Below are 12,289 nucleotides of genomic sequence, written 5' to 3' on the forward strand. Positions count from 1 at the left end.
AGGTAATCCCTGCGGCAGAAAGAGCAATGACAACGATCCAGGCGGCCCATCTGTCTGCAAGCCCTACGATCCTGGCTTTTCCTGCGTCAGCAGACTGCACCAGCCGGATCATCCGCTGGATGGAACTGTCTTCGCCAACCTTTGTGGCTTTCATTTCAAAAGCGCCAAACTGGTTCACCGTCCCCGAAGACACCGGATCTCCCGGCGCTTTATCTACCGGAAGCGATTCCCCCGTCATAACCGCTTGATTAATGGAGGTCTGACCTGAAAGGATCTCCCCGTCAACCGCTATGGTTTCCCCGGGCAGGACACGGATCCTGTCTCCCACCTTTACCTCCCCGGCAGGGATCACCTGCTCCCGGCCGTCCCGGATCACTCTTGCAGTCTGGGGCGTAAGATGTACAAGTCTTTCGATCCCGGCTCTTGCTTTCGCCACAGTCAGATCCTCCAGCAATGCTCCCAGCTGCATGATGAAGGCAACCTCTCCTGCCGCAAAATCTTCCCCGATACAGACGGAAGCGATCAGGGCCAGCGACACCAGCACATCCGCCTTGATGTCAAAGGCGGTGACCAGCCCTGTCACGGCCTCCATAATAATGGGGACTCCACAGAAAATGATGGCGATCCAGGCGGCGTCAAAAGGAAGCGGCACCAGGTCAAAAAGACTGATGATAAGGGAAATGCCTCCCAGCACAAGAAATGTAATATCTTTTTTCATAGGAAAACCTCTTTTCTATACCCATAGGGGTATGCCTATATTTGCCTCCATTATACCCATATGGGTATAGTACGTCAAGGCACGCAACGAAAAAAAGACAGACTTTCATCTGTCTCAAAAATAATCTGTAAAATCCTTCTTTCTTTTTTGATCAGCAGACCTATTTCCGACCTGTCAGCAGCCGGGAATCTCCCAACATCATCAATGCTGCGCGTTGATGGGAACCGAAGGCCTCCTGGGCCGTATCGATGATCCGCACCTCCTGATATCCCATTTTGCGCAGGTTTTCTGCAAACGCTTCCATATCCCCATACATCCGCGGCTTCATGTCGTCGTTAAGGGCAAACACGCCTCCTTTTTTCAGCACACGCAGGCTTTCTAAAAGAAGCTCCTGCTTGTCTGAGCCGTTAATATTATGGTAGACATAGTTGCTCACCACAGCGTCAAAAGTTTCATCTGGAAAGTCCAGCTTCCGGGCGTCGCCGTGAAGGAACCGGCACTGTTCGGATACGCCCTCGCTCCGGGCATTACTCTCGCACATAGCCCGGCTGTAATTGTAGACCGCGCCCCAGTAATCAATACCGGTCACTTCCGCCTCCGGCCAGGAAAGCGCCGCCCGAATGGAGAGTGCGCCTGATCCGCATCCCACCTCCAGAAGCGTCCCCTTCCCGTCGTAATCCAGGTGAGACAGAAGAACCTTATGAACCTGCTCCATCATGCCGCCCCCGCCAAAGGCATACTGCCGCCGGATCCAGGTGATCCAGCCAAGCAGGATCAGCACTGCCGCTGCAGCAATCAGCGCCAGGACTCCGAGCAGCCGCATACCGGGAATAAAATGCGATATGACACATAAGGCTGCCATGAGGACAACCAGCGCACCCACCATATAAAAGACCGGCGCGGACATCCAATTCCCATAATTTTCCCCATGTGTGCCGAGCCTGACCGGCTCCTGTTTCCTCCCGTTTATCTCCATATCCTTTATTCTCCCGTTTCAGATTATTTCACATTCCGTGATTATCCATCGTGGTAAACAATCCTCGATATTTTCTTTCCATCTCTCAGATACCCGCACCGTCTGGCGCCATCCCGGACAATCTGATCCAGTTTTTCCTTCGGCATCCTGAAAACAGTATCATCCTCCAGGATGATCTCGCATCCGCCCTCGCCGCCACAGCTTTCTCCACATTCAATCCGGTACATGTTTTTTCTGCTGATCGCGCCGATTTCTTCCAACGCATTGATCATGCGGTAGACCGTTGCCACTCCGATCCTGGCATCTTCCCGTGAAGCTTTATAAAAGATCTCTTTGCAGCTTGCGCAATCATTCTCCAGGATAATATCGATCAGGATCTTCCTCTGCTTTGTAATTCGACAGCCTTTTTCTTTCAGCCGTTCAATAATCTCTTCTTTCTGACTCACGGCGCTTCCCACCTTATACCTGTGAAATGCTTAATATTGATATTGATAATCTATATCGTTTGATTTCTTTGTAAATTAGTTTAAACTAACTCCCGTTGGAAATCAATAACTATTTTAGAATATTTTCTTTTATGATTTTTAAAAGGAGACCGCACATACTGCGAGTCTCCTTCTTTGCATCATTCTTATTCGTTTCTGTCTGTCAAAAGATTTCTCATGCTTCTTAAGCTGATCAGCAGTGTGGATGTATTGTGAAGCAGCGCCGAAGTCGTTGGCTGGAGCACGCCGGCAATGCCAGATACGATCAGTCCTGCGTTGATTCCGATGATCTGGTGATAATTTTTCCCGATCCGCTTTGTCATCCCGTTTGCAAGACGCTTCAGCACGACCAGTTCCGCCAGATCTTCCGCCGCAATGGTGATGTCGGCGATCTCCCTTGCAAGTTCCGCGCCGTCGCTGATGGCAATGCCCGCGTCGGCGGCAGACAGAGCCGGCGAATCGTTGATCCCGTCCCCGATCATGATGACCTTGTGTCCCTGCGCTTTCTCCCGCTCCACAAATCCTGCCTTTTCTTCCGGCAGCACCTCCGCGTAATACTCGTCCACGCCGACCCGGCGGGCGACAGCAGCCGCGGTCTTCTCACTGTCCCCGGTCATCATGACCGTTTTCTGTACCCCTTCCGCTCTCAGCGCCCGGATCATATCTGCCGCCTCTTCCCGCAGCGGATCTTCGATACAGATCACCGCGACAAGTTCCTTTTCAATGGCAAGATACAGGTGGGAGTACTCTTCCGGCAGCGCCTCAAATCTTTCCCGGTATTCCGGGCGGACTGTGCAGCCTTCGTCTTCAAATACAAAATGACTGCTTCCGATCACCACTTTTTTCCCGTCAATATATGAGGAGATCCCATGCGCCACCACATACTCCACTTTCGAATGCATTTCCTCATGGGCAAGCCGCCGCTTCTTTGCAGCATCCACCACGGCCTTTGCCATGGAATGGGGGAAATGTTCCTCCAGGCACGCTGCGATCCGCAGGCATTCTTTCTCCGGTTCCTCTCCGAACGGGATCACTGCTTTCACCGTGGGCTTCGCCTTTGTGAGTGTCCCTGTCTTGTCAAAAACCACCGTGTCCGCTTCCGCGACCGCTTCCAGGAATTTCCCGCCTTTTACAGTAATCCCGTACCCGCCGGCCTCCCGGATCGCCGACAGCACGGTCAGCGGCATGGCAAGCTTCAGGGCGCAGGAAAAGTCCACCATAAGCACGGACAATGCCTTTGTCACATTTCTGGTCAGGAGTCCTACAGCCGCCGTGCCAAGCAGAGTGTACGGCACCAGCCGGTCGGCCAGATGCTCCGCCCTGCTCTCCATGGAAGACTTCAGCTTCTCCGAATCTTCGATCATGGCCACGATCTTTTCAAATCTGGTGGAGCCGGAAACCGCCTTTACCAGGACATCCAGTTCTCCTTCCTCAACCACGGTTCCCGCATAGACGGACTGCCCTGGCACCCTGCGCACGGGCATGGCCTCCCCTGTAAGGGAGACCTGGTTTACCATGCCTTCCCCGCCGGACACCTCTCCGTCAAAGGGGATCACATTTCCCATATGTACGGTCACCACGTCGCCCTTTCGGATCTGATCTGCCTTTACCAGGATCTCCTGCCCGTCCCGTTTCAGCCAGACTTTTTTAATGTTCAGGGACATGCTCCGCGCCAGATCTCCCACGGATTTTTTATGGGTCCACTCTTCCAGGAGTTCTCCCACTCCCAGCAGGAACATAACCGAACCGGCGGTATTAAAGTCCCGACGCAGGACAGAGACCCCGATGGCGGTTGCATCCAGAAGCGGGACTTCGATCTTCCTCTCCCGGATACAGCGCAGCCCCGCCGCAAGATATCGAAGCGACCTGATCGTCACGATCCACGCGCGCAGGGGCGCAGGCACCAGGAGCCTTCCGCCATAGTGCAGCAGCACTTTCGCGATCAGTTTTTCCTTATAGGATGTGTTCAGCTCCCTTCCGGAATTGCGAACAACAGTCTCCGGCACGGCTACCTCTTCATACCGGAAGTTCTTCAGCAGACGGAGCAGCGCGTCGCGCTCCCCTGTATAACAGATGACAGCGTCTGCGGTGCGCTCATACACTTTCACATCCGTTATATTGCTTTGCCTGTCCAGGTACCAGAAAAGAGTATCCGCCTCCGCACATGTCATTTTCTCCTGAATGACATGAATGCGGAGACGGCCCCTGATCTCATGCTTTATGATAATCTTCATTGATCTGCTGCGCCTCCGCCAGGATATCCTCCGCGTTTTCCTGTACGGTCGTGACGGTTTTCATCACACAGTCTTTTGCACGCAGCGCCGCTGCCGTACACTCTGTGTAAACCTTTTTCGCATCTTTGCTGGATAAGAGCTTTACCCCGGCTGTCCCGAAGAGGACTCCTCCTGCAAATATTCCGATCTTTTTCATCAATGACTCACTGAACATATACTTCTACCTCCTGATAATACTTTTTACTGCTCTGCCGTCGGCTGATCACTTGTGTCTGTATCCGGTATAAAATACCATTATGAAACAGAACACGGCAGCCCATGCCCAGAATCTGTGCTGTTTCATGCGCCATCACTTCCTTCTGTTTTACTAGATTACAATAAGAATACTATATCAGCATAGCAACATTCTTCCGGAATAGTCAAAGCTAATCGACCTTGTCGATAAAACTTCTCACTATCTCATATAATCCCTGAAATCCACTTGACAGCAGCGAATTACTTTCATAATATAACATTGTTATATATCACTGTTATATGGAGGTCGCCATGGATGAAAAAACAGTATCTACATTAGAACGGATCCAGCAGGCCGCATTGAACGAATTTTCAGAGAAGGGATTCCTGGGCGCTTCCCTGCGCCAGATCGTGAAAAACGCAGGAGTTACCACCGGGGCCTTCTACGGCTACTTTTCCAGCAAGGAAGCCCTGTTCGCTTCCATCGTGGAACCCCATGCCGCCGCCCTTATGGGCAGGTTTATGGAAGCCCAGACTTCCTTCGCGGAACTGCCCGAAGAACAACAGCCGGATCACATGGGCGTAGAATCCTCGGACTGCGTCCACTGGATGGTGGATTATATCTGCCGGCACCGGGAACCGGTAAAGCTGCTGCTTTGCCGGTCAGAAGGCACCAGCTATGAACATTTTGTCCATAACATGGTTGAGGTGGAAGTGGAATATACACTGAAATATATGGATGTCCTCCGCCGCCTCGGGCGGGAGATCCCCGAACTGGATGAACAGATGTGCCATATCATTGCCAGCGGCATGTTTAACGGGATCTTTGAGATCGTGATCCACGATATGCCAGAAGGCAGGGCCCTGCGCTATGTAGACCAGCTCAGGGACTTTTATACAGCCGGATGGCTGAAACTGATGGGGCCGTAGCCCCCATCTTTTTTGCATGGTGGTTAGTCATTTCTAACTTCATGATACATATTTTAACCAAAAGGGAGGTAATCATTTGAAGCAGAAAAAGCAAAGCAGCCTTGCCCGCATCCTGGGTTATGCGGGCGGGCACAGAAATCTCACCCTGCTGGGCTGTATCCTCTCCGCTCTGTCCGCGGTACTGGGGCTGATCCCCTATGTGTGCGTATGGCTTGCGGCAAGGGACGTCCTGGAAACCTGGCCCGCGCTCACCGGAGTGTCCGGGTCTGCCCGCTGGGGCTGGACGGCGGTATGGACCGCAGTCATAAGTATCGTTCTGTATTTTGCAGCGCTCATGTCCACTCATATCGCAGCCTTCCGCACGGCCCGGAATATCCGGCGCGCTGCCATGGCGCACGTTCTGAAGCTGCCGCTTGGATTCTTCACGGGCAGTCAGTCCGGACGGCTCAGGAAACTGATCGATGACAATGCCGGTCTTACAGAAGATCTGCTGGCACACAAGCTGCCTGACCTGGCGGGAACGATCGTCACTCCTGTTGCTGCCGTCCTGATGCTGTTCCTCTTTGACTGGAAAATGGGGCTTCTGTGCCTGCTCACCATGGTGCTGGCGCTGCTGTCCATGTGCCTGATGATGGGCGGAAAGAACGCCGGCTTTTTCCACCGCTATCAGAAGGAGATCGAGCGCATGAGCGGCGAGGCGGTGGAATATGTCCGGGGCATCCCCGTGGTAAAAATGTTCCAGCAGACCGTGTACTCTTTCAAAGCTTTCTATGCAGCCATCAGGGACTACAGCGACCTTGCCAGCCAGTACGCCATGAGCTGCCGTGTGGGGCAGACCTGTTTTCTGACGTTTATCAACGGAGCTTTCGCCCTGCTGATCCCGGCGGCTCTGCTGCTGGCCTCCGGCGGGGACGTGCGCGCGGTGCTTGTCAACTTTATCTTCTATGCCCTGTTCGCTCCTGCCTGCGGCCAGATGATCAACCGTATCATGTACATGAGCGAGGCGGTCATGGAGGCGGATGAAGCCGTGGGACGCCTGGATGAGATCCTGAGCCAGGAACCGATGGAAAACACAGGCATAGAGAAACAGCCGGCAGACGCCGCTGTATCCTTTGACCATGTAACCTTTACCTACCCCGGCACGGACCGCCCGGCTCTTTCCGATGTATCGTTTGCTGTCCGGCCCGGTCAGGTGACGGCGCTGGTAGGCCCCTCCGGGGGAGGCAAGACGACAGCCGCCAGCCTGATCCTCCGCTTCTGGGATGCAGACAGCGGCGCCGTCTCCATCGGGGGCGTCAATGTCAGGGAAATGGATACGGAAGACCTGATGAAACAGACAGCCTTTGTATTTCAGGATACCCGGCTGTTTAAGGAGAGCCTTCTGGAAAATATCCGGGCAGCCCGGCCGGACGCTTCCAGAGAGGAGGTCCTGTCCGCCGCACACGCTGCCCAGTGCGATGATATTCTGGAAAAACTTCCCCAGGGTCTGGATACTGTGGTGGGCGCCAGGGGCGTGTACCTCTCCGGCGGCGAACAGCAGCGGATCGCTCTTGCCCGCGCCATTTTAAAAGACGCGCCCATCGTGGTGCTGGACGAGGCAACCGCTTTTGCCGACCCAGAAAATGAGCACCAGATCCAGAAGGCGTTTGAAGCGCTGATCCGGAATAAAACCGTATTGATGATCGCCCACCGGCTGTCCACCGTACAGGATGCGGACCACATCATCGTCTTAAGCGGCGGGAAGATCGCAGAACAGGGCAGCCATGAGAGCCTGCTTGCACAGCACGGCGTGTATGCCGCCATGTGGGAAGACTATCAGCGCAGCGCCCGGTGGAAAGTCGGGCGGACAGATCCAAAAAGCGGAAAGGGGGAAAAGACAGTATGACAAAGAAATTACAGCACGTATTCGCGCTCAGTGAGAAAGGAGCAAAAGATCTTGTAAAAGCCGTCATCTGGTGTTTTGTGTGCAATTTAAGCCTGATGCTTCCTGTGGGGGCCGTCCTGTTTACGGCACAGCACCTTTTGGATGCCATGGAAACCGGCGGCAGTCCCATGGAGGGCTTCTGGATCTATACGGGCTCTGCCCTGGCGGTCCTGGTCCTTTTGTTTGTCCTCCACTGGTTCCAGTATGCTTCCCTGTATCTGGCTACTTATAAAGAGAGCGCCAGCCGGCGGGTAAGCCTGGCGGAAACCCTGAGGCGGCTTCCCTTAAGCTTTTTCGGAAACCGGGACTTAAGCGACCTGACTTCCACTATGATCGCAGACTGCTCCAGTCTGGACCAGATGTTCTCCCACTACGTGCCGCAGTTATTTGCGTCCGTCTTCTCCACGCTGGTGATCGGCGTCGCCATGTTCGTTTGCGACTGGCGGATGGCGCTGGCCATATTGTGGGTCGTGCCTGCTGCGGTCCTTCTGACGGCAGGGAGCAGGAAGATCCAGGATTCCTTCGGCACAAAGAATATTTTAAATAAACGGGCAGTCGCCGACTGTATCCAGGAAGGACTGGAAACCATCCGGGATATCAAGGCATGCAGCCGGCAGGACGCGTACATGGAAAAACTGGAGAAGAAACTTGCAGCCATGGAGAAAGGCTCCATCCACTCGGAGCTGGCAACCGGCGTGTTCGTATGCTCCGCCCAGGCGTTTCTCCGGCTGGGTCTGGCAACCACCATCCTGACCGGCGGAGCTCTTCTGGCGGCCGGAAAACTTTCTTTCCTCTATTTCCTCGGGTTCCTCTTTGCCGCCGCCAGGCTGTATGACCCGCTGGGGCTTGTGCTCCAGAATATCGCCGCCACCTTCAACGCCAAACTGCAGATCGAGCGGATGCGCTCCATTCTGGAACAGCCGGTACAGGAGGGGACAGAAGAATTTACACCAAAGAACTACGACGTCACCTTTGACCATGTCTCCTTCGCCTACCGGGAGGGGGACGGCGTACTTGAGGATGTAAGCTTCACTGCAAAGCAGGGAGAAGTGACCGCCCTGATCGGCCCCTCCGGCGGAGGGAAATCCACTGCCTGCAAATTGGCTGCCCGGTTCTGGGACGTCACCGGCGGGAAGGTTCTCTTAGGCGGAACGGACGTATCCACGGTGGACCCGGAAACGCTTCTTCGCTCCTACTCCATGGTATTCCAGGATGTGGTGCTGTTCCGGGATACAGTGATGGAAAATATCCGTCTTGGCCGCCGGGGCGCTTCGGACGAGGAAGTGATCGCAGCCGCCAGAGCCGCCCGGTGCGATGAATTTATCCGGGAACTGCCCCAGGGCTATCAGACCATGATCGGCGAGAACGGCTCCACCCTCTCCGGCGGCGAGCGCCAGCGGATCTCCATCGCCCGCGCCCTTCTGAAAGATGCGCCGGTCATCCTTCTGGATGAGGCAACTGCCAGCCTGGACGTGGAAAACGAGAGCGCTGTTCAGGAAGCCCTCTCCCGCCTCCTCCAGGACAAGACTGTTCTGGTCATCGCCCACCGGATGCGCACCGTGGAAGCGGCAGACAAGATCGTTGTTCTCTCTGAGGGCAGGGTGACAGAGCAGGGAACCCCTTCGGAACTGATGAAACAAAGCGGCCTCTTCCGCCATATGGTGGAGCTGCAGAGACAGAGCGCCGGGTGGCGGCTGAAATAACATATCTCTACTCCTATGCGGCCGGAGTCTATGAATATTCACTCCGGCCGCCTTATTTCAAAGAGAAACGACTTGACAATTCCTCTATAAGGCATTATAATCAGCATCAGTTAGTTGCAACTAATCTCTTTGATATTATATTTCTCCTAGAAAGTATTTATTTTTTTACCAACAGGTTAGTCATGACTAACCTGTTGTGAAGAAGATGCTGCCATTTCACATTTCACAAAGGGGAGAGGCTCATGTCCGAAGATTTGCTCATTCGTCACTGCGCTCCTACCCTGGCAGGGATCAAGACCGGGAACCTGTTTTCCTGTGTTTGCCCCTGCAGGAAGGAACTGACAAAATCGATATCCAGCTTAAACAAAAAACTGGTGCCCAGGGGAATACGTATTCTGCCTCTCAAAGTGGGCCAGGACCGCGCCCTGATCTATGTCTACCGCCCCCATGCGTTAGAAAATGATCTTACAGATCGTCAGGCCAGGGAACTTCTGCTACGCTACGGTTACACACCGGAAAATCTCAATGCCTGTGTGATGCACTTGATCCACCGTCTCCAGTCTGCGGAAGAATTCCCCCACGAGATCGGCCTGTTTTTAAGTTATCCGCCAAATGACGTTCTGGGATTCATCGACAACAACGCCTGCAACCATAAGTGTCGGGGCTGCTGGAAGGTGTATGGAAATGAACAGGAATCAAAGAGCACTTTTGAAAAATATGATCTATGCAGCAAAATTTATTTTCAACAATGGAAACAGAGGAAATCCATCGAGCAGCTTACAGTAGCTGACTGATGTTTCCACGATAAAAAACAGAAAGGATGTTTATCTTATGAGTAAAATTGCAGTTGTTTATTGGAGTGGTACCGGCAACACGGAAGCTATGGCCGCTGCCGTAGCGGAAGGCGCAAGGGAAAAGGATGCGGATGTGACCCTTATCACTGCCGCCGATTTTTCTGCAGATCAGGTGGGCAGCTACGACGCCATCGCCTTTGGCTGCCCTTCTATGGGAGCGGAACAACTGGAGGAAAGCGAGTTTGAACCCATGTTCACCGCCTGCGAGGGAAACCTGCAGGGGAAAACCATCGCCTTGTTTGGTTCCTTTGGCTGGGGTGACGGAGAATGGATGCGCAACTGGGAGGAACGCTGCAGTCAGGACGGAGCCAACCTTGCCAGCGACAGCGTGATCTGCAACGAAACTCCGGACGAGGAGGCCTTATCTGCGTGCCGCGCACTGGGTGCGGCGCTGGCCTAAAAAAACACTAAGTGCCACAACCCTTCAATAACAAGGGTAGTGGCACTTTGGTTTTCATAACCGTGCTTTTACTGCATATTGGCAAAGCGTTCCACCGCTTTGGTAAATTTCTCAATGGTCTCGTCTGCGTTGCCGTGTTCGATCCCATCCCGCACACAATGTTTGATATGTCCTTCCAGAACAACCTGTCCTGCCTTATTGAGCGCGGATTTCGCAGCGTTGATCTGAGAGAGAACATCCTCGCAGGGAACATCTTCATCGATCATCCGGTCAATGGCCTGCACCTGTCCGATGATCTTCGCAAGCCTGCGGTGCAGGTTCGGGGCGTCCATACATTGTTTCATAATCCATCCTCCATACCATTAGGGGTATGTGTATTATAGCAACCAGGAGAAGAAAAGTCAATTTTTCAGCCGGCTTTTCCCTGCCAACGCCAGCCCGCCAAGGCCCATTGCCGCCATAACAAACCACCCGGCAGCCTGCGCCCGGTCGCCTGTGTCAGGGGCCTCTCCCGAGCCATCCGGGCTACTCGAGCTGTCCGGCAAGACAGCCGCCTTTCTCTCCTTATATCGGATGGTGTAGACATTTCCACTTTTTTCTCTCACCAGCCTGACCATCTGCTGCTGATCCGGCTCTGGTTCCCCGTCTGCAGGATAGGCCGGGTCTGAGGGATCCAGCGGCTGTACGATGATCTGATCTCCCCTGGTTCCGGTTCCTCTTTCCTCATAAAACAAACTGCCGCTTTCATCTTCCACATGGCGTATGGTGTATTCTGTATCCTCCACCGGGATCCAGCCTGCATACAAGGTCAGATCCTCCTCCACCGGCTTCCCAAAGTCCCACGCAGTCATTGTATCCTCCCCGCCGGAGGGTTCTTCGAACCATCCCAGGAAAATGTATCCGGCACGGATGGGAGCCTCCGGCTCCCGGGCACATTTCCCGGCCCGGACGGATTGTTCAGTTGGAATGTTTGACACCTCCTCCGGATCCGCCTGCACATCGAACTTCACCGTCCGGTCCGCCGGCGTCCATCCGGCATACACACGGACGTGATCCGAGGGCATAAGGAACCCCTGAAGCGGTTCGCCTGCGGACGTTAACGCCGGACTGAGATACCAGCCGGTAAACTTCTGATTTTTATGCTCCGCTTCATTCTCCGGAACATATGCCAGGGTCACCTCATCCCGGTAGGTCACTTCTTCCGTATAGAGAACCCGGCTTTCCTCCTGATCGCTGACGTCCACATAATCCAGCCGGAAGGTGTCCCGCTTCATATAAATGTAAATGTGAGAACTCACTCCACGGAACACGCATTTCCCGTCCGCCTGGATCTGAAGGGGGCTGATAGGGATACGATTTCCCTGTTCGCAGGCCTCCGGCGAAGCGCCGGTGGTATACCAGCTCTCCTCACAGGTCAGCCCCTTGGGGTGCAGGACCGTAACCTCCGCGCCGTACACAGTCGGATCCTTGTCCACCTGAACACTTTCCTGGCGGACTTTCCGGTAAGTCCCGTCACTTCGCTCTTTAAAATAAGTCAGATAAACCGTGTAAGAATCCCGCTCCAGCCAGGGATAAGCGTCGAAGGTATGATTGCCAAGAGCCAGGTCCTGGAAATAAAAGCTGTCCAGATGACGCCCGGTGGCCTCAAACTCATCCCGCACTCCCAGGAATTCCATGTCCTGGTGCTGTGTCCTCTCCATGTAATGCTTCTCCATCTCATCATAGGAGGGAAAATCTTCCGGCAGCGGCGCGCCGTATTTCCCCTGCGCCGTATACCAGACCTCTTCGTTGGGGATCAGCGAATCACTGGAGTCTGATTCGTGGGCCGCTT

11 protein-coding genes and 1 pseudogene are annotated in these 12,289 nt (G+C 54.0%); 5 read left to right on the forward strand and 7 right to left on the reverse strand.

Annotation, left to right across the window (positions count from 1 at the left end; genetic code table 11):
- The 5 genes and pseudogenes from ACML7B_RS02485 to ACML7B_RS02505 all read right to left on the reverse strand — a co-directional run.
- Positions 1 to 718, reverse strand: a pseudogene (locus tag ACML7B_RS02485) (cation-transporting P-type ATPase); the annotation flags it as partial.
- Between the two features lie 160 nt (positions 719 to 878).
- The gene (locus tag ACML7B_RS02490; RefSeq protein WP_106789655.1) at positions 879 to 1,694 is read right to left on the reverse strand and encodes a class I SAM-dependent methyltransferase; all 816 of its coding nucleotides are present in this window, start codon (positions 1,692 to 1,694) and stop codon (positions 879 to 881) included.
- Between the two features lie 41 nt (positions 1,695 to 1,735).
- Entirely contained in the window at positions 1,736 to 2,140 is a 405-nt protein-coding gene (locus ACML7B_RS02495; RefSeq protein WP_418539207.1) for a Fur family transcriptional regulator, read from the reverse strand.
- Between the two features lie 185 nt (positions 2,141 to 2,325).
- A complete protein-coding gene (locus ACML7B_RS02500; RefSeq protein WP_418539208.1) occupies positions 2,326 to 4,413 on the reverse strand; it encodes a heavy metal translocating P-type ATPase in 2,088 nt (695 codons plus the stop codon).
- Positions 4,391 to 4,627 (reverse strand): DUF6110 family protein, encoded by a 237-nt coding sequence (locus ACML7B_RS02505; RefSeq protein WP_418539209.1) that lies wholly within the window; start codon positions 4,625 to 4,627, stop codon positions 4,391 to 4,393. Before ACML7B_RS02505 ends, ACML7B_RS02500 begins: the two co-directional genes overlap by 23 nt.
- A 332-nt stretch (positions 4,628 to 4,959) precedes the next feature.
- On the opposite strand from ACML7B_RS02505, the gene ACML7B_RS02510 reads away from it, so the two are divergent.
- The 5 genes from ACML7B_RS02510 to ACML7B_RS02530 all read left to right on the forward strand — a co-directional run bounded on the left by ACML7B_RS02510 (position 4,960) and on the right by ACML7B_RS02530 (position 10,458).
- Positions 4,960 to 5,577, forward strand: a complete 618-nt coding sequence (locus ACML7B_RS02510) for a TetR/AcrR family transcriptional regulator (RefSeq protein ID WP_418539210.1) — start codon at positions 4,960 to 4,962, stop codon at positions 5,575 to 5,577.
- A gap of 76 nt (positions 5,578 to 5,653) precedes the next feature.
- Positions 5,654 to 7,462, forward strand: a complete 1,809-nt coding sequence (locus ACML7B_RS02515) for an ABC transporter ATP-binding protein (protein ID WP_418539211.1) — start codon at positions 5,654 to 5,656, stop codon at positions 7,460 to 7,462.
- On the forward strand, positions 7,459 to 9,204 hold the full coding sequence (locus ACML7B_RS02520; RefSeq protein ID WP_418539212.1) for an ABC transporter ATP-binding protein: 1,746 nt from the start codon (positions 7,459 to 7,461) through the stop codon (positions 9,202 to 9,204). Before ACML7B_RS02515 ends, ACML7B_RS02520 begins: the two co-directional genes overlap by 4 nt.
- 242 nt (positions 9,205 to 9,446) lie before the next feature.
- Positions 9,447 to 9,998 carry a DUF3793 family protein gene (locus ACML7B_RS02525; protein WP_418539213.1) on the forward strand — a complete coding sequence of 184 codons (552 nt, stop codon included), beginning with the start codon at positions 9,447 to 9,449 and terminating at the stop codon, positions 9,996 to 9,998.
- 37 nt (positions 9,999 to 10,035) lie between these two features.
- Positions 10,036 to 10,458, forward strand: coding sequence for a flavodoxin (locus ACML7B_RS02530; RefSeq protein WP_346707541.1), 423 nt, complete (start codon positions 10,036 to 10,038; stop codon positions 10,456 to 10,458).
- Between the two features lie 68 nt (positions 10,459 to 10,526).
- On the opposite strand, the gene ACML7B_RS02535 is transcribed toward ACML7B_RS02530, so the two are convergent.
- Together ACML7B_RS02535 and ACML7B_RS02540 are read right to left on the reverse strand one after the other, a co-directional pair.
- Positions 10,527 to 10,802, reverse strand: a complete 276-nt coding sequence (locus tag ACML7B_RS02535) for a metal-sensing transcriptional repressor (RefSeq protein WP_070087664.1) — start codon at positions 10,800 to 10,802, stop codon at positions 10,527 to 10,529.
- A 57-nt stretch (positions 10,803 to 10,859) separates the two neighbouring features.
- Positions 10,860 to 12,289, reverse strand: a 1,430-nt coding sequence (locus tag ACML7B_RS02540) for an InlB B-repeat-containing protein (RefSeq protein WP_418539214.1), incomplete at its 5' end; no start/stop codon positions are given.

The sequence above is a fragment of the Massilistercora timonensis genome (genome assembly GCF_048354975.1).
Classification (GTDB): domain Bacteria; phylum Bacillota; class Clostridia; order Lachnospirales; family Lachnospiraceae; genus Massilistercora; species Massilistercora timonensis.

What these genes read in the sequence shown, in the direction of transcription:
- ACML7B_RS02525 (WP_418539213.1), top strand. Translation starts at nt 9,447, where the DNA reads ATGTCCGAAGATTTGCTCATTCGTCACTGCGCTCCTACCCTGGCAGGG.
- ACML7B_RS02490 (WP_106789655.1), bottom strand. Translation starts at nt 1,694, where the DNA reads ATGGAGATAAACGGGAGGAAACAGGAGCCGGTCAGGCTCGGCACACAT.
- ACML7B_RS02505 (WP_418539209.1), bottom strand. Translation starts at nt 4,627, where the DNA reads ATGTTCAGTGAGTCATTGATGAAAAAGATCGGAATATTTGCAGGAGGA.
- ACML7B_RS02535 (WP_070087664.1), bottom strand. Translation starts at nt 10,802, where the DNA reads ATGAAACAATGTATGGACGCCCCGAACCTGCACCGCAGGCTTGCGAAG.
- ACML7B_RS02510 (WP_418539210.1), top strand. Translation starts at nt 4,960, where the DNA reads ATGGATGAAAAAACAGTATCTACATTAGAACGGATCCAGCAGGCCGCA.
- ACML7B_RS02520 (WP_418539212.1), top strand. Translation starts at nt 7,459, where the DNA reads ATGACAAAGAAATTACAGCACGTATTCGCGCTCAGTGAGAAAGGAGCA.
- ACML7B_RS02500 (WP_418539208.1), bottom strand. Translation starts at nt 4,413, where the DNA reads ATGAAGATTATCATAAAGCATGAGATCAGGGGCCGTCTCCGCATTCAT.
- ACML7B_RS02530 (WP_346707541.1), top strand. Translation starts at nt 10,036, where the DNA reads ATGAGTAAAATTGCAGTTGTTTATTGGAGTGGTACCGGCAACACGGAA.